This is a genomic window from Ruegeria sp. CL7 (assembly GCF_056536445.1).
Genome location: NZ_JBQFPQ010000008.1, coordinates 1 through 22,371, shown reverse-complemented (window position 1 = coordinate 22,371; position 22,371 = coordinate 1). Strand labels below are relative to the sequence as shown.

Below are 22,371 nucleotides of genomic sequence, written 5' to 3'. Positions count from 1 at the left end.
GGCTATTCCCATTCGAGTTCGGTGAATGCGACCGTTGCATTGCGCGGGTTGTAGGTGTCAAACAAGTCCCAGTGCACTGCTTCTTCCTGAGCGATCGTTTCAACCGCATCCCCCAACCGCTGGCCACTGTCGATTGCTTTGCGTGTGTCGCTTTCCAGCACGTTCAAATAGCGCATCATATCCTCGGCCCCTTCAGGCCACGCCAGGATCGGCCCACCATGGCCCGGTACGATTTGGGTGACCTCAAGCCCGGTCATCTGTTTCAAGACGCGTTGCCAGCCTATCAGTTGACCATCCAATGCCGGGGTGTGCCGGTGAAATACAAGATCGCCGGTGAACATGACGCCGGTGTTTGCATCCATCACGGTCAAGTCATTCCCGGTATGTGCCCGGGGCCAGGCCCGCAGGATCAGTTTGCGCCCACCCAGATCAATCTCGTGCGTGGTTTCGACGGCGATGTCGACGGAAATCGGCCCGATGCCCACATAGGCGCTTTCGCCGATCGCGGCGCTCAGGCTTTCGACATAGTTGCCCAACCGGTCCAGCAACGCTCTCTCCAGCCCCACATGGCCAACAACCTGCGCACCTGAAAGGGCCAAAGGCTCTGTACCCAATGTGTGATCGGGATGCATGTGAGTCAAAATTACGTGACTGACTGGCTTGTCCGTCTCGGCCCGAATGGCCCGCCAGACAGCCTCGCCTATCCATGGTGCCGTTCCCGTGTCAATCACTGCGACACTCTCCTGGCCAATGACAAACCCGATATTGGACACGTCGCCCAGATTGTCCGCGTCGGGTTCCGCTATCAAGCCGCGATGCACGAACAGACCCGGCGCAGCTTCTTCAAATTCCAGAGCCTGGCCAATGGGTTGGCAATAAGGCGCGCCGCTGCGCCGATCGGACAGCGGAGGAGGAGTTGATTTCAGCTTCTGCTCGCATTCAGCCTGGGATCGGGCTTCGTAACCCGGCAAAAGTTGTTCTCTGCAAGGCTCTGCCGCGACCTGCGCGCATAGCAAAATTACGGCTTCAAACATGGCAGCCCTCCGACCGGAACATTGGCACAGATCTCTGCCCGAACCACCGCGCCTTTCGTCGGCATGTATTTTCCCCGCATTTTGTGGCACATTCTTGGCCACCGGTTGCCGGAGGAGACACCATGGCCAGAGCACTAGCACCCGCAGCGATCCTTTCTCTTGCGCTGTCCCTGCCTGCATGGGCACAGCAGCCGATCAAAAATCCGCTGGTCGACAGCGAAACCTGGAAGGACCTGCAATACGATGTCGTGGGCGACGCCCAGATCGGGAACGCGGACACGCTGCTTTCGCTGGACGCCCCATACCGGGCGCATGATGCCGCAACGGTGCCGATCGTTTTGAAACAGCTTGATCCCGATGCCCGGATTTCTGCTGCCACCGTCGTGATCGACGAAAACCCGGCCCCGATCGCCGGCGTCTTCAGCTTTTCACCGGCCATGGGTCAGTTGGATTTCGAGATGCGCGTTCGCGTGAACCAATATTCGAATGTCCGCGTGATCGCTGAAACGCCGGACGGGCTTCATATGACAGGCCGGTTTGTCAAAGCATCGGGCGGCTGTTCGGCACCGGCCAGCAAAGACCCAGAGGTCGCATTGGCGTCCATGGGCAAGATGAAGCTGCGCAGCTTTGGGGAAGAGGCGCAGATTTCCACATCACGCCGAGAAGCTCAGATCATGATCCGCCATCCGAACTATTCCGGCCTGCAACGCGATCAGGTCACGCAACTGTTCATCCCCGCGCATTTCATCGACCATATCGAAGTCTGGCAGGGCGATGAGTTGCTGTTCACGATGGATGGCGGCATCTCGATCTCGGAAAACCCGGCTTTCCGTTTTGCCTACAATGACAACGGCTCGACCATGTTGACGGTCAAGGCAACGGATACCGAGGGCAACACGTTCGAAAAAGACCTGCCCAAAGCCGCGGCCAGCTGACGGACGAGCCTGCGTTTATCGGAAACAGACAACCTCGGCTTCTGCCTGCGCCCGGCGCAGGTCAGCCACCATGTTTTCGGCCAGTACCGCGCTTTTGAAAAACGCCATACGCTCTCCCCCGACCCGACGCATAGACAGAACAGTTTCCGCCTGTTCATAATGCTCATACGGCAGGATCGAAGCGATCAAATCGATCGAGCATGAACACCTATCCAGCATCTCGCGGGTTTGACCGTTGGTGACCATACATGCAAACACGTAATCCGCGCGCGCCGCGGTCGGGTAGTCATTGAGCCGATCCGCAACGCTTTGTGCTGACGCTGCAATGGGCGCGGCCAGAATGCCCGCGACCAGGGCCGTAAAGGTGATGCGGCTGCGTTCCCGAATTTGGCCTGACGTTTTCATTCGCGACCCTCCTGCATTCCTTCAAACCGCATTTCCGATCGATAAACGGCCGTGCCGTCACGTTCGGAAACAGCTTCCGCCACAAGGCTCAGATACCAGCCCGGAACCTCTTCTGACACCGTGACGCGAAGAACCAGGTCTCCGAACCCTTGCATCCGGTCGCGGTTCGGATCCTCGGCGAAAGGACGCATGAAAATGGTCCGAACGGGGATGGTTCTGCCACCAATCGCCGCCTCGCCTTCGACGATCTCGGCAGGTTGAACCAGCGCATCCTTGATACGGTTTCGGATGTAAAACGGGCTGCCTCCGGCGGACTCGGCCATATCCCGGATGGCGCTTTCATAGAAAACCATGATCATCGGATTGCCGACGCTGGCCGGAAAAACACCCATGGCGCGGTGTTTGTCATCTTGGCGAAATTCCAGATGGGCCATCTCGTTCCCGTCATCCAAAAAACTGAGAGAGATAAGACCGGTATCGCGTTCCGCCGCATCGGGTCTTAGCCGGTTTGTGACGGTACGCTGATAGATCAATTCCTTGTCACGTTCGATTGTGTCCAGAACGCCATTTTGGAACAGCAAATCATAGGCTTGCTCGGCATCAACCGATGCCGCGGAAACGGCTTTCAAACTCAGAAACAAAACGGCGATGCCGCAAAGAAGCCTTCTCATATCCTGGCCCTCCCAAGGATGAGAGTATGGGCAAATCGCCCCATGTCATCGCCGACTTTTGTCGGTGTTGAGCGTTTGCGCGTGCAGGGCATTCTGTATCTTCCAAAAGATCAAGGACCGCAGCCGAGGCAGCTTGACCGGTTTCGCCATAACCGAAATTTCATGCCGCAATCCGTCTTTGCGCAACGCTTCGCTGCGATCAGCCGTGATCAGAATCGCCGGAACTTGAGTCTGCGTCATCTCTCGGATCCGGTGAATGGCCATCACGCCAGTTTCCCCATCATCCAATTGATAGTCGGCCAGAATGATATCCGGGGGCATTCCTATGTCTTTTATGAATTGCAGCGCTTCCTTCGGCGACCGAGCCGGCAGAACACTGGCGCCGTTCTGTTCCAGCCACTGGGTTGTTCCAAAAAGAACATCGCGGTCGTTTTCAATCACCAGAATGATGAAATCCAACGGCAAGTCGCCCGTATTGGCCAGAAGATCCAAGGGTTCGATGGTGCTTGGCCCACTTTCGACCCTGTCCATTTCTATGCTGAACACTGAACCAATGCCAGGTTTGGACCGCAGCGACAGCTTGTGACCCAACAGCCGGCAGGCGCGGTCCACGACGGACAAACCCAGCCCCATGCCGGACCCCAATGGCACGTTTTCGGCCCGAGTGAATTCCTCGAACACGCGTTCCTGGTCTTTGCGTGCGATACCGATACCCGTATCCCAGACCTGCAAAATGACCTTGTCGCCGCGCCTGCGGCACCCCACCAGAACCCGACCACCCGGTTCGGTATACTGGATGGCATTCACGACCAAATTCTGGATTGAGCGCAACAGATAGACCGGGTCGGATTTCACGATTTCCGAACACGGAACCACATCAAGCGTCACATTCTTGCTCTCGGCCACCAGCGTTTGGTCGCCCTGTATCCCTGCAATCATCGTAGCAAGGCTAACTTCTGTGGGTGAGACCGTGTCCGGGTCAGCGGTTTCAAGCCGCGATATATCCAGCAATGAGTGCAACAGTTGTTCAGCAGATCCAAACGCACCGTCCAACCGCTCCATCATCTCATGAAGCTCTGTCTCACGCGTGATCTCCAGCAGGGTCGAGATCATGAGTTTTGCGGCATTGATCGGTTGAAGCAGGTCGTGGCTGGCGGCCGCAAGAAATCGTGTCTTGGAAGAAACCGCAGCTTCGGCGCGTTCCTTTGCGATCCGCAGCGCCTCTTCCACCCGCGCTTTTTCTTCGTATTCCTGAACCAGCTTGGCGTTGGCATGGGTCAACTCTGCCGTGCGTTCCATAACCCGGTTTTCCAGGGTTTCGGTCGCGCGTGCTTCGAACGTTACGTCTTTCAGCTCGACCAGAAAACCACCATCCGGTAGCTGGTTGACCTGAATGTCCAATACGCGGTCTGATCCGTCGCGCACACGTTTGCGCAACCAGCCACGGCTTTTCAGCTCGTGTTGCCACTTGCCGATCCTGAGTTCATCATCAGCCTTGATCAGCCCACGCGCCCGCATCAGATCCAAAAGCGTTTGCACTGGCATATTTGCCTGCAAGACGGATAGCGGCAGGTTCAGTATTTCCCGGAACCGCGCATTGTGCATCATGATCTTCGTATCTGACGAAAACGTGCAAACGCCTGAGCTCATGTTTTGGAAAACCGCCTTAAGGTAGTCCTCCTGACGGTCAATAAGGGTTTCTTTCTCATCACGGTTTCTGCGAACAACGGATGTGATATCGGTCAACAGAATGACCACATTCTGAGGCGACGTGTATTGTGCGCTGAGTTGATACCAACGATCCCCACGCAGTTCGATCACGTCGCTGGACACCATCCCGGTATGGCAATTGCGCTCAAGCGCATCCAGCATTTTCGATATGCCATTATCGGACGATACGAATTCAGGACTGTTCTGCACCAACAGAAAAAACCGACCCAGGCTGAGGCCGGGCCCGACAACATCAGACATATCCGGGAAGATCGCCTGAAACAGCTCGTTGCACAGGTTCAAATCACCATCCGTGAACAGCGCAAACCCTTCTTCCATGGAAGACAGGGCCTTGACGAGGCTCTTGCGGGTTTGTTCGCGTTCGTATCTGGCGCTTTCAAGTTCGGTGGTCGCGCGTTCCAGATCGCGACTCTGCTTCATCACCTGCTGCTGCAACTCTATCGCCGATTGAAACGCCAGAAAGGCGGACGGGCCTACATCTTTCTGACGGTTGGCGCGCCGCATCAGCGCATCAATGATCTTGGCCTGTTTGGATATCTGGATCTCTGGCGGGTCGTCAGGATTAAGCATGATCAGCTCAGTTCCCGCTTTTCGGGTTCAAAGAAAGCGACCCCTACAAAGGTCTGGTTCATGTGAACGCCGGATTGCTGTTCGCCGTAGGTGTTGAAGCCAACCACCCGGTGGGATTGCAAAACATCCGAAACCTGTTTGCTCAACTGCTTCTGTTCGATTTCGAGTTTCCGCAGAATACAGTCGAATCCAAGAATGAAATCCGGGGCCGTCCCGGTGTTGTCGCGCACATTCAACCCAGCTTCGAGCGTTTCAATAATCTCCTTCCCGCGCCCCAGTGTCATGATAAGGCCGTCATCGATCGCCGCTAGAAAAGACAGGGATCCCCCCTCCATCGGTTCACGAATGGCACGTACATAGTAATTGAGGTTCTGTCTGAGAAGCAGCGGGTTTTCCGCGAATACCAGCGGCGAAAGATCTTCGGCCGAACACCCGACCAATCGTGCATATTCCTGCGCTGCCGGCGCCCCGTTGATTTCATACACCACCCGTTCTTCCGGGTTGGCGTCGGTGATGATGATCTCTGACCCGATGGGCAGGAAATGATCAAAACCGATACCCTGAAAACCAAGGTTGGTTTCAATCAACAACAGGACGGCAGCATTGTTGTGCGCGCTGCCACCGTGAAAAACGAACGTCTCTTCATATTGAAGGCCATCCCCGGCAGAGCCGCCAAATATCGGCAATCCATCCAGAACGGTTTCCAGCGTTGAAACCAGCAAGTCTTCCTGCTTGGACAATCCATCCGTAAACACCAGCGCCAGCCTGTTCCACCCCGCCGTGTGGCGGAATCTTTCGGCCAGTCGCTGCGCTGCGGCAGCGATCTCCATTGAATTGAGCGGCCTGAGCGACTCGAACAAAATGGACGAACACCGAAAGTTGGACTTTGGAAAGGCCAACAGCAAAAGCGCATGGGATTCATAACCCGATCGCGTGATTTGACCTGCGGTAGTGCAGCCAAATACTGGAACACCCGCAAGTCTTCTGTTCAGGCAACGTGACACCTCTGCCGGGTCAAGAGTGCTGGGAATAAAGGCCAGGACAAAGCAGGACGACAGACTGTCGATTTCCGCGCAGGCTTCTTCAACGGCAGTCGTCGGGTCCAAATCATCGGAACGGCCAATCGCAATGAAATTTGGTTCATGCTCCAGATCCCGCATGTGTCCCCCCTAGTGTTGAAGAAAGGATTTGACCTCCGGTTCGTGTCGCGACTGTCTGGCGACAACCGAGTCGACCAGAACAGCGGCCTGGGTCCGGTTGCGCACCCCAAGGCGGCGCAGCAAAGCGGTGATATGTGCCTTGACCGTCGCCTCGGCCAACGACAGCTCATATGCAATCTGTTTGTTGGATTGGCCCACGCAGATAAGCTTGAGAATTTTAACCTGCTGCGGCGTCAGTGATGAAAGCTCGGGGCTGGATTGGTAGACGGTGCTTTCGGAGGGCTTCAGCTCTTCGACGCGGTTGTATTCGGTGGGTACGTATCTCCGCCCAGAGGTGATCTCCTGAATGGCGTGTTTCAGGGTTTGCGCCGGCGTATCTTTCGGCAGAAATCCCATCGCACCGTGGTCCAGCAAAGATCTTACCAACTCTCCGGATGCCAGTGACGATATCACCAGAACCGGCGCATTCGGACAGCGCTGCCGTAGCTGCTGAAAACCCGAGATACCCGTTACGTCCGGCAATTTCAGATCGAACATGATCAGATCGGGCTTGAAGCCTGCGCCAAGTATTTCAAGTGTCTGCTTCAGCGTGTTGGCTTTTTCAATTCGGCAGTTTTCGAAGCTCAGCTGCAACGCCGCGGCTAACGCATCGCTGAACAGCGGATGATCATCCACGATAAGCACGCTGGACACCTGGTCCACCGGTTTAGGGCATCCCGCAATGTGCATTGCTTCTCCTCCGACAGGAAAGGTACAGCATTTCCCGATCAGTTCAACTGTTTCATTTTGAGACACGCGAAAGATACCATAGATAACAAATGCTTGATGACTCAGCCGGTCTGGTTCCCGAGGAAGACCCTGGCAAACGCCTTCAAATCGGGCGCCGCAGCATTGGGATCAAAATACTGCCTGTCAAAGTCTTGCATGTGTTTGAGTCGACTGGATGAAGGGCCGTCGCGGCGCAGGATGGCAGAAGCCGCTTGCCGCAGCCTGTCTGCGCGGCCAGCCCTGGCACTGCGTCGCAATTCCCGGGCCAACGGATCAATAACCCCAAAGCGACGCAGTGCCCTTGAAACGGCCAGTTTGTGACCGGACATTCCAAACCCCAAACCGGCCAAAAAAACTACAATGGCGGTTGTGGCCATTGGCCAACCCAACAGCGTTGCTGGTGGCGCATCTGCCTCTGCGCCGCCAAGGTTTACGTCTTCGATGGCCGTGCCATAGGCAATGCGTTGCGGTGAGATGACAACCTCTCGGGTTTCACGGGCCACGGTATCAAAGTAACTGAATTGCAAGGGTTCAACGATGCCGGATGTGTCGTTTGAAGGGCGTATGGTCCAGCGCCAGAACGCATGGGTGACCGGCCCTTCCGGGGTCAGTTCGACAAGCCGTTTCTCAGGATGCGGGAAGATCAGGGCCGAAGGCGAAGTCAACTCGGGCATGGGCGGGATCATCTCGGGCGTCGCGCCCAGAGCTTCCAGTCGAATGACGCGCAAGACCCCCTCACCCGGTGCAAGTTGATCCGGCGCATTCGACCACTGATCCGAAATCTGCAATTTGCGAACCGGAAACCACCACTCCTTGGTGGCCGGGGCTTGCGCCACCTGAATGGTCAGCGGCTCTGATTGAATCTCGTGTTCGAACCAGTCGTCATTTTCGTCTGTCAGGGTCAACCTGTGCACAAACGGACCAATTGTAAGCTTGCCTGCCTCGACAGGATAGATCGCCATCCGTCGGATGAACACTTTGTATTTCCGGCCATTGATCCTTTGTTCCGACCAGCTGTCCGGACCCAGTTGCGCCCAGCTGAACCCATCCAGGCGGGGTTGGATAAGTTCTTCGCGCGTGATGTGCCGACGATAGACACCGCGGATCGTCAACAGCACCATCTCTTGGGTGAACGGAACCGGGGCATTGTCTTCGATGGCAACTTCGATCAACGCCTCGGAGGGCAGCACTGTTTTCGACTGCGCCAAAACCTGCATCGGAAATGCAACAAGAAGCAGAAACAGCCACTTCATTCCGGGTTCTCCGTTTCCGGAGGCGAAAGACCAAGCTTTTCCCGGCGTTTGTGTTCGTGTGCGATCCGGGCCGCCATGAATTCACCCGGAACATCGGAAAGCTGATTGAGCCAGCGCAGATCGGCAACCATGAACTTGTCATCAAAGATGCGGCGCACGCCCAGTTGCCCGCGACTGTCCAATTCCGCCAGTCCCAGCATCGTGTTCGCGTTCGTGACCTCACTGCCGGTTCCCGCCGCCCGCGCATTCCCGCGCGCGACAAAACTGTCGGCCTTGGGGCCGGATTTCCGTTCGGGGAAAAGGCTCAACGCCTCTGGGGTGATCTGCTGCCCTGCGTAATAGGCGGCCAGCACATCGAAATTCGCCTGGGCATCCAGGTTTCCCCTGGCCATGGCCTGATCATAGGCTTCCAGCGCAGCGGCCAATTGGCCGGTCCGGGCGTAAGCATTGCCGAGGTTGTATTGGTTCCCGGCGTGCTCGAAAGCACTGGCTGCTTTGTCAAAAACGCCCGCACGGTAGAAGGCAACACCTTGCCAGTCAGGGTCGGAAAACAGCTTTGCAGCCATTGGATACAGACCGATTGCCAATGCGACGCGGCCAAAAGGGGCAGCGCCGCCCAGCGCAAAGGCAACGGCAATACAAGTGGCACCTGCAATCGCGAACCACCTCATGCCCCTTCCCTCCAGAACAAAAACAGCAGGGGGAGCAATGCGAAATACAGCAAGTACCGCCCCAGATCATGCCAGAACAGCACCGGATAGTCCGCCCGTATCAAGCGGGTTGCGGCATCATCTGCCAGCCAATTGGCCAGATCATCTGACTGGTCCAAAGTGAAGACAGCGCCACCGCCGAGCGCGGCGTGGGTTTGGATTTGCGCAGTCGTGCGGTGAGCCGACACCAAGGACACGCGCACCCCTCGTGCGGCAAGCAATGCGACCCGCTGCAATGAGGGTGATCCCAGCCCGTCCCCGTCAGTGAACAGGACGACGTCCCCGGCCAGGATGCCCGCCCCTTCCATCCGCTGCAAAGCCAAAGCCAGCGCGCGTTCGGGTCGCGATCCCTTGTCCGGAACGGTCTGTCCATCGATGAGCGACAGCGTTTGACCCAATTGGCGGTGATCGGTGGTCATATCCGTGGCGACATACGCATCGCCCGCGTAAACGATGATGCCGCCGGGGCGGGACCCAAGCGCACTGACACCCAAACGCCCCATGCTCAGCAGTTGCGGCCAGCGGTCGCCTTCCGCCACGCTGTCAGATGCATCCACAAGGAACAATACGCCATCCAGATTGCGATAAGTCTGCGCGTCGCGCCGTTCGATTGCCGGGCCGGTCAGGGCAATCGCGACGATCCCGGCGGTCAGAAGCAAGGCGGCGGGTTTGAGCGGGAAGGAGCCGCCTTCGATCCGGCCGATCGCGGCCATCGCCTGGACAAGCTGCGGGTCGGTGATCTTGTCCCAGGCTCCGAACCCTCCGGCACGGGAAAGCAACCACCACCCTGCCCCGCAGATGACAGGCAGCAAAAGCCCCCAGACCGGTCTGAGTAAAGTGACATCCAGCTCAATCATCACGCTTGCCTCCACGCCGCCAACAGGGCAAGTGCGGCCGCCATTGCTGCGGGCCAGGTCCAGAATGATCGGTAGACCTCGGCCGTAAGGCCCGCGCTGTCCGTCGCTTCCAGCCGATCCAAGGCCTGAGTCACGTCGACAAGATCATCGGTGGTTTTGACGCGAAACGCTTCGCCGCCTGAAATTTCGGCAATGGCGCGCAGGGTTGTCGCATCGACGACGCCGCGCTCACCAGGTTCGGCGCTTTGCAGGTCTTTCGGGCTTAGAGCAATCGTATGGACCCGCACCCCCATCTCGGCCGCCAGTTCGGCCACGCCACCGGGGTTCGTGGCGCCCGCGTTGTTCACTCCATCCGACAACAGAATGACGACCCGCGACGCCGCCTGGCTGTTGGCCAGGCGCTTCAAAGCAAGGCCCAGACCATCGGATATGTTTGTCGCACGGCCCGAGATACCGATCGTGGCCTCTTGGATCCGTCGCGCGACAGCCTCGGTATCGAAAGTGAAAGGCGTGGCGAAATAGGCTTCGGACCCGAAAACAATCAAGGCCACCCGGTCGCCGGCGCGGCGTCGGGCGAACTCGGATCCAACGCGTGTCACCGCCTGCAAACGGGTGATCTGGCGCCCATCGAGATAAAAATCCTCCCGCACCATCGATCCCGAAAGATCCAGAACAATCGCAAGGTCCCGTCCGGACACTTTCAGGGCGCTGACGGGTTGCAGTTGGCGCGGACCGGACAGTGCAAAAATCATGAGCCCCCAAATGATCCACAAAATCAGGAGGTCCGCCAAAGTCCGGGTCCTGGCCTGAGCCTGTGGGCTGGCCGCCATAAGCATTCCGCCTATGCGGTCCGGAACTGGGAACCCCCGCTCGAAAACCGGCCGCGGCTTGACCAAACGTGTGATGACAAGAGGCAATGGCAGCGCCAACAAGATCCAGGGGTCAGCAAGCTCAAACACGACTAGCGACCTCCTTTTGCAGGGTCGCCAGATCCGGTTCACCACCGGGTCGATAAAGATCACCCGTCAACTCTGCATAACGCGTCGGATTCTGAGCGCGCAGTTTGTGCAATAGAGCCACCCTGCGGCGATCCACGGACCACCCCGGTGGTTCAACAGATCGATCCGGTGGATCCGGCCGCCTGTTTGCTGCGGTCTTAACACTCAGCAACCGCAAGATGGCGACACAGCCGACCGAAGCCAGCGCCGCGATACCAAGAACAGCCGCGAATTCCGCAACCGCCCCACCTGCGGCCTCGGCGGGCAAATGGATATCCCGCAGGCTGGCCAGCATCGTGGCTTCAGAGAGTGCTTTCTCACTCATGCCACATATCTTGCCGCGAAAACCGACGAAATGCGACGAGAGGTTTGTTCGACCGGGTCACTGGCATTCAGGACAAGCGCAGGATGTGTTGCCACCTTCTGAAACGCAAGTTCGCCGGCAGGCTCTGCCCGGGCCAGATAGACCCGCTTTTGCCGCCCATCTGAAAGGCGGATCGGATACCAGCCTCTTGGCATCTCATGCGCTTTGCTTTCAGTCACAAGCAGCAGTCTGGGGGTGCGGCGATGATTGAGCCGGTCCAGCACGTCCGAAAAGCCCTCTCCCTGCTGATCAAAGCCAGACGCGATGATAATCTCGGCGCCCGTCGCCGTCAGGCGCTCAACGCCGGCAAGTGCCTGTTCCAGCGTCCAGCTTTCATCCTCACCTTTTTGCAGCGCGGTCAGACTGCGCGCATGAGCCTGAACCAGGCCACCGATCACATCCAGCATTCCGCGCGTTTTCCCTCGCAACGGGACGATGACGGGTGCGCCGGGGGTAAGCGCCAATAGACCGACACGCCCGCCGCTTTCAACTATGAACCATCCGATCAGGGTCAAGGCTTCGGCGGCAGCGACTGACAGAAACGCCCGCTGGATGCCCCAGAACATCGGTGCACGAAAATCCGCAACCAACAGGGCGACGCGGTCCTGTTCCTCCTGAAACTGCCGGATATGCATACGCCCCGTGCGGGCGGTCGTTCCGCGATCCAAATGACGAATGTCATCCCCGTCCACATATTCGCGTACATCAGCAACCTCGACGCCCTGCCCGCGCTTTCGGGTCAGAAATCCTCCGGGCAGGGCCGCCATTGTCGGGTTGCCGCGGTCGGTCAATGCGATATGACGCAATGCAATCAAGGCCTCGGTCGTCAGGCGAACCCCCGCATGTGCCAGCACGCCCGTCACAGCGGCTCGACCGCATTCAGAATGTCGGCCACCAACTCGCGCGGCTTTTTCCCATCTGCAACGGCTCTCCAGGTCAGCACCATGCGGTGGGCCAGCGCATCGGGCGCAACAGCGGCGACATCTTCAGGCAGGGCGAAATCCCGGCCCCGCAGATAGGCGCGCGCGCGCGATGCCGAGGCCAGGGCCAATGACCCGCGCGGCGAGACTGCGTGTTCAATATATTCGGAAAACGGACCTTCACGGGTGGCAAGCACAAGCCGTACGATATAGTCCCGCAATTCTGGCGCGACGTGAACCGACTGCGCTTCGGTGCGGGCAATCTTCAGCTCTTCAAGCGTCATCCGCTGCGCGTCCGGAGGCCCATTCCGGGTTTCGGCGATGACCAGATCAAGAATCTCACGTTCCGTTTCCAGATCCGGCAATGTCAGTACGACATGCAGCAGAAACCTGTCCAATTGCGCCTCGGGCAAGGGAAAGGTCCCGTCATGTTCAATGGGGTTCTGGGTCGCCACGACCAGAAAGGGATCCGGCAGAGCGTATGTTTCATTGCCAACCGTAACCTGGTGTTCTGCCATGGCCTCCAACAAGGCAGACTGCACCTTTGGCGGCGCGCGGTTGATCTCGTCAACCAGCACCAGAGTGTGAAACACCGGCCCCGGAACAAACTCAAAGCGGCCTTCCTGAGGCTGGTAAACCGGTGTTCCGGTCAGATCAGAGGGCATCAGGTCAGGTGTGCATTGAATACGGGCAAAGCCGCCCTCGACAGCGTTTGACAGCCATTTGACCGCCCGTGTCTTCGCCAGCCCGGGCGGACCTTCTACAAGAAGATGACCACCTTCCAGCAGCGCGATCAAAAGAGAGTCCACCAGATGCGCGTGACCGATAAGCCCCTGCGACAGATACGCGGACAATCCCGCAATGGCGCGTGGCGGGTTTTCAGGCCTCGTATCCATATGTCCTCCCATAGCCTCTGAGGGCGCATTGCCTGCGCTCAGGCTACCCGGAGTCACCCGCCCGATAAAACACGTCAGATGGTATTACCTGGGCACACGAACCGAATTGGTGCAGCCTTCATCAAAAAGGGCTGCAAATCTGGGATTGGCCAGGGTTTCGTCCGCCTGCGCCCATAGCCGGTCATATTGGGCATCAATGTATTCGATAAAGCCGGGGTCTATGGTTTGATCCACCGGGGATTGCGCGACAGCATGCATCATGAAGATGTCAAACGCACAAAGACCGCTTGGGTTCGAATCCAACAATGCGCGCATGAAGTCGTGCGAACTCCAAGGCAGGCGCTGCAAGTTTACCGGCGTTTCCTGCAATTTCGACAAGAACCCTGACGATTTGTCATATAGCAGGATGTCCATGCCAAAGGTGAAGGACTGAAACAGCTCTTCCAGCAGGATCGATTTGTGAAAATCCCTTTCCAGCTTGCTGGTTTGATCATGCGCCGGTTGTTTGACCACAATATGGGTCCCCTGCCCCCGATAACCAAAAAAGGTCTGTGCCATCGCCGGTGATGTCACCACATAGTTTCGACCCGCAGGCAAACCAAGCTGGTGGAGTTCACTGAGCCAGTCGATATCTGACGAAAGGTCCCGATTGGGAGGGTGCCCGGAATACAATCGCAAAACCACGGTTCGACCGGTTCCACAATCGCGCGCAGATGGGCCTGCGTAGCGCATGGGTGTCGGGTGGCCGAAGCTGTGTTTCAGCAACGCCCGAAAAGTATCAAGAACGACAAGCGTTTGCGGATGCGGTTTTTCGCCAACCAGGCACAGGGCTGCACCGGCCTGATCGCGGCCATTGATGTGAACAGGGATCGCCATGTCGCGTCCCAGCATCGTGGACCGCAGCTCATACCCCCATCCTCTCTGTGCAAGTTCGATATAATCGCTCTTTTCTGCACAAAGCGCGCCTGCAAAAGCGACAATCGCCAATACTTGCAACAACAGATACCGCATTCAGCCCCACTCAAAGTGACGCGCATTCTATCCGGGATACGGGACTCTCGCAAAATTCTTTTAAATCCGCCTGGATGGGAATAACGATCCGTTAAGCCCACCAGCTGAGCAACCTGCTGAACCGGGCAGGTTCCGGGCGTGAATTGATCCTTGCGGATCATGTTAACCAGTTCGATGCCGGCTAGGGCAGATGCAGCTGAAGAGAAAGACCTGAAACCCAACATGGGCCTGATGCGACGTTTGATGACTCGATGGTCCTGTTCCAAGATGTTATTCAAACACTTCCGCCTGATCATCTCGATTGGGATCGGGCAGCCAAAACCTTTTCAGCATTTTGTTAATTGCTTTGAGACCGGCAGTGTTGGCCGGCTTTTGTCGATGACAATCTTCCGTGGCAAACCGTTCACCTCAAGCGCCCAAGAGAAAAACTCTGTCGCAGCGGTCTTATTGCGGCGCTTAGATAGCATGAGGTCCAGGGTCTTGCCGTGTTTGTTGATGGCCCGATAGAGATAAACCCACTCACCCTTCGCTTTCACATAGGTTTCATCCATGCGCCATGAACGATCAGCGGCGCTTTTTGTACCGCGACGCATCCGCTACAAGACCGGCATATTGGTTCACCCATCGGTTCAGAGGTGCGTGATCCAGTTCAACGCCACGTTCCGCCATGATTTCTTCCAGATCCCGGTATGAACACCGTATCAGAGATAGAAGAAAACAGCATACAAAATCCCCTCTTTCGGAAAATGCGCGCCCTTGAATGAGATCGTCATGGTTTGCTCCTGTCATTTTGAGCACGCGCTACCAAAACGACGCTTGATCTGACAGGTGGGAACAGTGTTTGCGAAAGAGCCGAGCTGGACTGCAAATGTCCAGGACGGTTGACTAAACCCTTTTAATTGCAGTTTCGATTTGACCACAAAACTTATCAATATCGCGCTCCAGCATATCGCTTTCTCGGGTCTCATCTCTGACTGCGGATAGTTCATCTACAACAGCCCGCGCTTTCTTTTCTGGAGCCGCTTCAGCAATGCGCACCAAAGCTCGAATAAGGGCGGCCGTCACGAGGCCATTGCCCCGAGCGGCGCGTCTTAGAGCTGGCATCGAGTCGTTAAACAACGACTCTGCCGTGATGGATGGGTAAACCACCCGCACGGCTCCGTCGTCATCTCGATACACACCCGTGCAGAGCTTGGACGACCACGCACGGGCCAGAGAGGCCGACAGACGGTCGATGCAGACTATTGCGGTGAACGTGTCGTTGACACCCGGCGACAATGCCCGAAGTGCGATTTCAACGAGAAGATGGACAGAAAAACGGATATCTCCGTTAGGGTCTCGCGCGGGGATCAACGGAGCTGCCGCCGGCACCAGATCATTGAGATTCTCATCAATATCACCATAAACATTGGCCAAAATGTCCGATGGAACCATAAAGTCACCAGGCTGCACATCAAAAACGACGACTGCTCCTGCTTGTTTGGCCGCATGCACCAGTTCTTCGGTGTTGATCGAGTTCACATATCCGGTGCCCGAAGCCGGGACCGGGCGCTTGTCTCCCTCCTCAGGAATTGCCTCTGAGGATGGAATATCTGCACTGTTTTCGATCGCGGTGCTCACTTGGCGATCCAAGGCTTCAGAAATCCGCGCCGCCTCCTGATCAATGGTTACGCGCGTCGATACTGTATGGACGAAGAGCAGCAGCAATAGAACTGAGACGATCGAATAGATTATGCCAACCACCACGGCTAGGTTCACTGATGTGTCATCGCGTACCAACCACAAGATCATCAAGCTGTATAAAAACGTTGCTCCAAGTGAACCAACTGCAACCTGGTTTACCCTGTCTTCGCCAAAACGCTGCAAGAGCCTGGGGCCAATAGATCCTGCTGCCAAAGTGTAGACCAGCAGAACAATGGAATAGACCATGACCAACGCGGACATGGATGCTGCCGAGATTGCGCTCAGTACATCGCTCGCAGTGCGATTGGAAACGCTGAGCCAATCGGAAGCGGACCAACCCCAACGTACGAGCGCTTGCTCGGTCTTGAAGACAATCCCAGCCACCAAAAGCCCTGAAAGACTTATGGCAGCAGGGATGGTTAGGAACCCGCGAAAGTATCTCACTAATTCTCTGGGTGTTTGCATTCCAGTCCCCATTCACAACACGCGCTTTCTTGACGAACCCTGCTTTACGCGAACCGGTCGGCCGCTTTTTTCAAAGCACTCTGCATGTCATTCCATGCAGCCTCGTAGCCCTCTTTGACATCTTCCCAGGCCTCGTCGCTGGTCGACTTCAACTCTTTCAGCTGAGCTTCTGCGTCAGACCTTACCTTGCAGAGCATGCTGAGTTGTTCCTCGAGCTCGATCTTGGCATCCGCTTCCGCCACTTTCAGCTTGGCTTCAAGAACATCAATCTGGGCATTCCAACTATCCAGTTGCAGCTGTGCCTTTTTCTCGTACCCAACGCGTGTCATCGTTTTTCCTTTCTTCGCAAACTGTGGTTCAGATCGACGGGAGCCGCCCACTAGGCCGCAACAATCGCCTTGAGCATCCAGACTGCTTCTTCATGCTTCGCCATCCTGGCGTTCATCAGATCCTCTGTAGCCCCATCGCCATAACGGGCGGCGGTCGCGGCAGTCTCACGCAGGTTCCGGGCAATCGCTTCGTGGTCTGCAACCAATTGTTTGATCATGCCCTCCGCATCTTTGACCGTCTCTTCTTCGGTCAATTTTGCCTGACTAACCATGTCAGTGAACGAAATCGGTGCCACCTGACCCAACGCGCGCACACGCTCGGCCAATTCATCAGCGGCCTCGAACAGGTCACGATACTGACGCTCTGTCAGCTCATGGATCGGCAGGAATAGTGAGCCCACAACGTTCCAATGTGTGCCTTGGGTTTTCACCATCAGGATCATTGTATCGGCCAGTATTTCCGTCACCGCGTTGGCGATCCACGCATTTTTGTCGATGCCTGTATCGTTCGTTTCTTCCTGAACTTCAGACTTCAATACTTGCTGTATCATATTCACTCCGTTTCGTTGCTTATGGAGTAAAAACTAAGGGGGACACAAAAAATTACAAATAAAAACATGTACTTATTATGGGTATCCGACGCATCATGGGGTGCTTCATGATCCTGGGTATCCTGCCCCACATGCCAATATTGATGTAGACACGCAGGCCCAATGCCATACATGCTTGGAGTAACTGACGTATGCTACTGAGGTCATGCCAGTGTCTGATCAAAATCGACCACCAAAGCGCACCGAAAAACTGCAACTGATGCTCGACCTCGAAGAGCTTAAAGTCATCGATGATTGGCGGTTCGAGAACAGACTGCCCTCCAGAGCGGCCGCCATTCGAGAACTCATCCGTCGCGGTCTGATTTCCAATGAGTTTGAAGAACCACCGACTGATGCGCCTTCCGGCGAGTTTCGTGTTGTGGATGAATGACAGGAACATTCACAGAGCCCCGCGCGAAAACCATTTTTGATTAAGGTGATGTTCAATTCTCACCTTCGCGCCGGTAGTTGACCAGCCTAGCGCGCCGCGAACACATTGGGGACGACTAGGAAGGGCTGTCTTCAGAATTAGTTCTTGGCGCCAGACTATCCTTCACATCGGGGCTGGCGCCCAGCCCGCTCTCGGCGTCAGCAAGCGAAATTGCCTCATCTTCACCGACAGCAAGGACGGCAGTTTCAGGCGTAACCACCCTTGCCGGAGCGCTGACGCGAAATGCGGTCTTGTCACTTTCAGGTACGGCTGACTTGGCCATAATCCGCCAGAACGTAAATACAATCATCAGGCAATGCGCTGCCACAGTTGTCATGAACAGGCCCTGTGGCCCTAATCCAGTCATTGCTACACCTGCTATCAGCGGCCCGACAATCGATCCCAGCCCGTAGACCATCAGCAACCCACCTGAAACCTGAATCGAGGTGCCCGGCGTAGCATGGTCGTTCGCGTGCGCAACGATGATTGGATACATCGCAAAAATTGCAGCGCCGAACATCCCGACCAAAGCAAGGTTCATGACGCGCGACTCCGGCGCAAGAAGGACGAAAGCCAGGTCCGAAGCGAGAGCCACACCCGCTGTAAACAGCAAGACTTTACGCCGGTCCATTCGATCACTTGCAAAACCAATCGGGACTTGCGCAAAGGCTCCGGCTAAAACCGGAATACTCGCGAACAAAGCAATTGCAGTAAGTGATAGCCCGACGCGATCCGCATACACCGCAGCAAGCGTCCCAAATGCTGCATTTGAAATGCCAACAAGAAAGACCGCGGCAACCGCAACTGGTGAGTTTCGCCACAACGCCGGCAGGTCGAGACGCACAGATGTCAGGGGTGCGGGCGACTCAGAGGTTGACAGGGCTGTTGGTATAAGCGCCAAACAATAGACCATCGCACCAATGGCAAAGAAGATGAAACCTGTTGCATCTCCCAGTGAGATAGCCATCTGACCGGCTGTCACCGCACCCAGGTTAACCATCGTGTAGACGCCAAAGACTGTACCACGCGTATTGGGTTCAACCTTATCGTTGAGCCAGGACTCGACGATCATTGCCGCGCCAGCAAAACAAAATCCTGAAACTGCGCGCGACGGTATCCAAGCCCACGATTCTACTACCACAGCCTGGAAAAGGATCGTTACGGCGGCAAGAGCACACATTACGCCGAAGGTTCGAATATGTCCTACTGCTCCAACAAGCCTTGGTGCAACAAGGCATCCTGCGACATAGCCAACTGCCCACCCCGTTCCCAAAAGGCCCAGAGAGCTGGCGGAAAAACCCTCGAAAGAGCCACGAACGGGAAGTATCAGACCATGGACACCACCTGCGAACAGAAGAAGCCCCGAACCAAGAAGTAACGCTGATATCGGTAAGAGCTGTCGGAACATCGGGTCCAGCCTAATGTCAAACTGAGAAATGAGAAGCTATTTTGCTCGCAATAGCGATTTGGCGAAGGTGATCAAGGCTTTCTGTACAGCAGTTTGGTCAACCTTTGGCAATCTACTTTCGCTACAACCACTTCGAGAGTTTGAATACGACGTAAAGTGCAATTCCGATGGCAACCGACGCCAGTGTCAGCGCCCAAAACGCAAAGGGCGCACTCAAGCCGGGCATGCCAGCAACATTCACGCCAAATAGACCAGTCAGAAATCCAAGTGGCAGAAAGATCGCGGCCACGACAGACAAGAGATAGCCGTTTCGAGCAAGCGCATTCGCGTGTTCGGCGTCCATTTGCTCCTGAAGGGCAGTCAAGCGATCCCGACTTGCGTCCAGTTCCTCAAGTGTACGGCGAGTGCGGTTCGCGGTTTCATTGACCAATACGGATGCGTCGCTGTGAATTACGCTACTTTTCAATGAGGACAAAGCGTCGAGCGCATCGCGTTGCGGGCTGATATAGCGCCGAAGTTTGATCACCGTTTGCCGCAATCGCGCAATGCTCTCTGGTTTGATTTCATTTCCTGAAAGTCCAACCTCTTCGAGAGAGTCCGTCTCGTCTTCAAGTTCAAGGGAAACAGCCTCAATCCGCTTTGTGAGCCCCGCAGCAAGTTCTGCCAAAAATGCACCGACACTTTCCGGCCCCGAACCGTTTTCGGCTCTTAGACGAAAATTGTCTGCTGCCCAGACTTTGCGCACACGGGCAGATACGATAGTTCTTTCTGTGGCCCAGAGCCTTAGTGAAACCATATCCTCCGGAGACGCGTCAGGGTTCAAGTTAACGCCGCGTAGGTTCAGGATGATGCCATCCTCGTGCAGATCACATCGTGGTCGCGTTTCGGATTGAAGCAATGCTTGCGCGGCTATGTTTGGCAGTTGTTCGGATGCCCATTGCCTCAAGCCGCTGTCGGCGAGGTCGAAATGAATCCAGCGGTAGCCGTTTTGCTGCCTTGCGAAGGGTTCTGGCCAATCTGAAGAGACAGGGACTGCTTGGCCCGCTACTATATCAAACGCACAGATGGGAGTGACTGTTTGTGTGTTCATTGGCGATCCTATTTTGCGTCGATTGGGAAGCCAATGCATGCCAAAGACTGCGCGCGGACAATTCCCTTAACTGGACGGACCATAAATGGTTTAGCGACCTATGCCACTATTGGTTACGGGCAGAACAAGGCGCATTGAACACTGAGAATTCCAAAACGCGTTCATCTTATGAAAGGTATCAGGTGAGCGATCAATCCGATGTGTGATGGGTCATTTCCCTCTGCGCTTCCAGTTCAGATTTATCATCGTCGTGAATACGCGCGAGGATTTGCACCGAGTGCACATTGGAAAAGGCCAGAACAAGTTTGATGTGTGTCCCAAGCCCTCTTCAAAAACTCTAAAGCTGAGAACCGATGGGCAGAATACCTAGAAAGCCGGCGACTATGTGATCCCAGGCAGAACCCGTCGGTTCTGAGCTATATTCGAGGACTTTGCCATCTGCGTCCCGTGTGCTCCATTTTAGCTGCCCTGCCTCCTCCAGCGTCACGCGATAGGTATATGCCGACAGTGCTTCGTCCAAAGCGCCTAAGGTTTGAATGGTCAGAGCTGGCGAGTCGATCAAAATGCCCATTTCTGTATTGATGTTGACCGAGCGAGGGTCCCAATTGAACGAACCGATGAACAGATACCGGTCGTCCACAGCAAACGCTTTAGAATGCAGGCCAGACCGAGACTGAGCCCAGTTAATACCACGACGTTGGACCTGATAGGCGTCCGGCCGCAATTCATAAAGCTCAACCCCGCTACGCAGCAATGCTCGGCGTTTCTTTGCGTAGTGCGCGTAGACTGGTGCGACATCGTTTGAAGCCAGTGAGTTGGTTACGACTTTGACGTCGACACCGCGGTTTTCTAGTTCGTTCAACCACCTCACGCCATTGTTGCGTGGCACGAAGTAAGCAGAAACGATATTCACCTCACTTTCAGCGCTTTCGAAATACGGCAACAGTTGCGACGCAAGAATTGGACCTGAGTTCTCAAGCCCCGCGGCCTTGGAAGGTGGATCGACGTAGAGTTTTGCGGGCACCCAATCTAGTGACAGCGCGCCGCCTGCAAAGTTTTCCCTCGCCGATTTTCTCAGGGCCGCGCCGTACCGGGTTTGTTTTGCTTCCTCTACCAATTCACTCAACCTGTTTCTCGCTTCGCTAAGTGTGAAGTCTTCGGGTTCCCCGACAACCACGCGGGCCGGAACAGCGAATTCACTGTTCCAGTATGCGTCAAAGCTCTGCGATACTTCATTCACGACGGGACCGACGGCTAATACGTCCAAATCTGCATAGTTCATTTCTTCCCGTGCCAGAAAGTATTCGGCCCCGATATTGCGACCGCCTACAATCGTGAACACGTTGTCTGCGGTCATCGACTTGTTATGCATTCTGCGATTGATGCGTTTGAAATCCGTTAGTCCGGCAACGACTAGGCCTTGGTCACGCCAGAAAGGATTGAACAGGCGGATTTCAATATTCTCATGGTGATCCAACGCGGCTGTCATCGCGTCATAACCGGATGTATCTATGTCATCCAACAGCAGCCGCACCCGCACGCCTCGATCCGCAGCCTGCAAAAGGCTAGCCGCAAAAAGGTGACCTGTCGGGTCGTTGTGCAAAAGGTAGTATTGAGCGTCAATCGTTCGCTCAGCCGCAGCAGCCAACAAAAGTCGTGACACCAGAGCTTGCTCACCGTCACTGATTAATTTGACGCCTGAACGGCCGTCTTTGGGATCTCCCAGCCGATTGGCTGCTAGAGCCAATTCAGTGGTTGTGGCAGCGGGTAACGAAGTCGTTACCGTTTTTTCATAAATGCGAACTTTAGGAGCGCAAGCGACGAGAACAAGCGTGCAGCAGGCACAAAGAACTATAGTCCATGACTTCATCGGTTTCCTCCAGCAGTCACTCTTAAGTGACTACGCTTGAGGTCACGATTGCAAGTTTGTTCTATAAAACTTCAGGAGGTTTCATCGCATAGTGAGGATTTAACGAAACCTTGGTCGTCATCCTGTCCATTGGGGTCAGGACCCATTGATTTCAGCGGGGTTGCGTGACTCACGGTTCGAAAAACGGGCGGTGAACATGTCTGATCTGTTTTGGCTGACCGAC

At 55.8% G+C, this 22,371-nt stretch carries 22 protein-coding genes and 1 pseudogene; 2 read left to right on the top strand and 21 right to left on the bottom strand.

Going from position 1 to position 22,371, the window contains the following annotated elements:
• Nucleotides 1–2 precede the first annotated feature (2 nt).
• A complete protein-coding gene (locus tag ACR0LI_RS16810; protein WP_480718899.1) occupies nt 3–1,034 on the bottom strand; it encodes a quinoprotein relay system zinc metallohydrolase 2 in 1,032 nt (343 codons plus the stop codon).
• A 122-nt stretch (nt 1,035–1,156) separates the two neighbouring features.
• On the opposite strand from ACR0LI_RS16810, the gene ACR0LI_RS16805 reads away from it, so the two are divergent.
• Complete coding sequence (locus ACR0LI_RS16805; RefSeq protein ID WP_210093077.1) at nt 1,157–1,969, top strand: quinoprotein dehydrogenase-associated SoxYZ-like carrier; 813 nt, start codon at nt 1,157–1,159, stop codon at nt 1,967–1,969.
• A gap of 15 nt (nt 1,970–1,984) precedes the next feature.
• On the opposite strand, the gene ACR0LI_RS16800 is transcribed toward ACR0LI_RS16805, so the two are convergent.
• The 17 genes and pseudogenes from ACR0LI_RS16800 to ACR0LI_RS16720 form a co-directional block, all read right to left on the bottom strand.
• Nucleotides 1,985–2,374, bottom strand: a complete 390-nt coding sequence (locus ACR0LI_RS16800; protein ID WP_245218211.1) for a hypothetical protein — start codon at nt 2,372–2,374, stop codon at nt 1,985–1,987.
• A complete protein-coding gene (locus tag ACR0LI_RS16795) occupies nt 2,371–3,045 on the bottom strand; it encodes a hypothetical protein (RefSeq protein ID WP_171637194.1) in 675 nt (224 codons plus the stop codon). Before ACR0LI_RS16795 ends, ACR0LI_RS16800 begins: the two co-directional genes overlap by 4 nt.
• Nucleotides 3,046–3,090: 45 nt before the next feature.
• Nucleotides 3,091–5,346 carry a hybrid sensor histidine kinase/response regulator gene (locus ACR0LI_RS16790; RefSeq protein WP_480718898.1) on the bottom strand — a complete coding sequence of 752 codons (2,256 nt, stop codon included), beginning with the start codon at nt 5,344–5,346 and terminating at the stop codon, nt 3,091–3,093.
• Nucleotides 5,347–5,348: 2 nt separating this feature from the next.
• The gene (locus tag ACR0LI_RS16785; RefSeq protein WP_480718897.1) at nt 5,349–6,506 is read right to left on the bottom strand and encodes an FIST N-terminal domain-containing protein; all 1,158 of its coding nucleotides are present in this window, start codon (nt 6,504–6,506) and stop codon (nt 5,349–5,351) included.
• A 9-nt stretch (nt 6,507–6,515) separates the two neighbouring features.
• Nucleotides 6,516–7,235 carry a response regulator gene (locus ACR0LI_RS16780; protein ID WP_171118293.1) on the bottom strand — a complete coding sequence of 240 codons (720 nt, stop codon included), beginning with the start codon at nt 7,233–7,235 and terminating at the stop codon, nt 6,516–6,518.
• 101 nt (nt 7,236–7,336) lie between these two features.
• A complete protein-coding gene (locus tag ACR0LI_RS16775) occupies nt 7,337–8,527 on the bottom strand; it encodes a hypothetical protein (protein WP_480718896.1) in 1,191 nt (396 codons plus the stop codon).
• Entirely contained in the window at nt 8,524–9,198 is a 675-nt protein-coding gene (locus ACR0LI_RS16770; RefSeq protein WP_480718895.1) for a hypothetical protein, read from the bottom strand. Before ACR0LI_RS16770 ends, ACR0LI_RS16775 begins: the two co-directional genes overlap by 4 nt.
• Nucleotides 9,195–10,094 (bottom strand): vWA domain-containing protein, encoded by a 900-nt coding sequence (locus ACR0LI_RS16765; protein ID WP_171723925.1) that lies wholly within the window; start codon nt 10,092–10,094, stop codon nt 9,195–9,197. Before ACR0LI_RS16765 ends, ACR0LI_RS16770 begins: the two co-directional genes overlap by 4 nt.
• Nucleotides 10,094–10,846 (bottom strand): VWA domain-containing protein, encoded by a 753-nt coding sequence (locus tag ACR0LI_RS16760; RefSeq protein WP_480718894.1) that lies wholly within the window; start codon nt 10,844–10,846, stop codon nt 10,094–10,096. Before ACR0LI_RS16760 ends, ACR0LI_RS16765 begins: the two co-directional genes overlap by 1 nt.
• A gap of 199 nt (nt 10,847–11,045) precedes the next feature.
• Nucleotides 11,046–11,417: a hypothetical protein gene (locus ACR0LI_RS16755; RefSeq protein WP_480718893.1), complete on the bottom strand. Its 372-nt coding sequence runs from the start codon at nt 11,415–11,417 to the stop codon at nt 11,046–11,048.
• Nucleotides 11,414–12,310, bottom strand: coding sequence for a DUF58 domain-containing protein (locus tag ACR0LI_RS16750; RefSeq protein ID WP_480718892.1), 897 nt, complete (start codon nt 12,308–12,310; stop codon nt 11,414–11,416). Before ACR0LI_RS16750 ends, ACR0LI_RS16755 begins: the two co-directional genes overlap by 4 nt.
• 5 nt (nt 12,311–12,315) lie before the next feature.
• Nucleotides 12,316–13,272, bottom strand: coding sequence for an AAA family ATPase (locus tag ACR0LI_RS16745; RefSeq protein ID WP_171205901.1), 957 nt, complete (start codon nt 13,270–13,272; stop codon nt 12,316–12,318).
• 84 nt (nt 13,273–13,356) lie between these two features.
• A complete protein-coding gene (locus tag ACR0LI_RS16740) occupies nt 13,357–14,283 on the bottom strand; it encodes a hypothetical protein (protein ID WP_480488545.1) in 927 nt (308 codons plus the stop codon).
• Between the two features lie 158 nt (nt 14,284–14,441).
• Nucleotides 14,442–14,834, bottom strand: a pseudogene (locus ACR0LI_RS16735) (IS6 family transposase); the annotation flags it as partial.
• Nucleotides 14,835–15,168: 334 nt separating this feature from the next.
• A complete protein-coding gene (locus ACR0LI_RS16730; protein WP_480490880.1) occupies nt 15,169–16,431 on the bottom strand; it encodes a DUF2254 domain-containing protein in 1,263 nt (420 codons plus the stop codon).
• 44 nt (nt 16,432–16,475) lie between these two features.
• Nucleotides 16,476–16,760, bottom strand: coding sequence for a sll1863 family stress response protein (locus ACR0LI_RS16725; RefSeq protein WP_480718891.1), 285 nt, complete (start codon nt 16,758–16,760; stop codon nt 16,476–16,478).
• 50 nt (nt 16,761–16,810) lie between these two features.
• Complete coding sequence (locus ACR0LI_RS16720; protein WP_480718890.1) at nt 16,811–17,311, bottom strand: Dps family protein; 501 nt, start codon at nt 17,309–17,311, stop codon at nt 16,811–16,813.
• Between the two features lie 211 nt (nt 17,312–17,522).
• On the opposite strand from ACR0LI_RS16720, the gene ACR0LI_RS16715 reads away from it, so the two are divergent.
• Entirely contained in the window at nt 17,523–17,741 is a 219-nt protein-coding gene (locus ACR0LI_RS16715; protein WP_171636968.1) for a hypothetical protein, read from the top strand.
• Nucleotides 17,742–17,856: 115 nt separating this feature from the next.
• On the opposite strand, the gene ACR0LI_RS16710 is transcribed toward ACR0LI_RS16715, so the two are convergent.
• The 3 genes from ACR0LI_RS16710 to ACR0LI_RS16700 form a co-directional block, all read right to left on the bottom strand.
• Entirely contained in the window at nt 17,857–19,188 is a 1,332-nt protein-coding gene (locus tag ACR0LI_RS16710; RefSeq protein WP_171637216.1) for an MFS transporter, read from the bottom strand.
• 121 nt (nt 19,189–19,309) lie between these two features.
• The gene (locus ACR0LI_RS16705; protein ID WP_480718889.1) at nt 19,310–20,278 is read right to left on the bottom strand and encodes a zinc transporter ZntB; all 969 of its coding nucleotides are present in this window, start codon (nt 20,276–20,278) and stop codon (nt 19,310–19,312) included.
• Nucleotides 20,279–20,615: 337 nt separating this feature from the next.
• A complete protein-coding gene (locus ACR0LI_RS16700) occupies nt 20,616–22,148 on the bottom strand; it encodes a phospholipase D family protein (RefSeq protein ID WP_480488552.1) in 1,533 nt (510 codons plus the stop codon).
• Between the last annotated feature and the right edge of the window lie 223 nt (nt 22,149–22,371).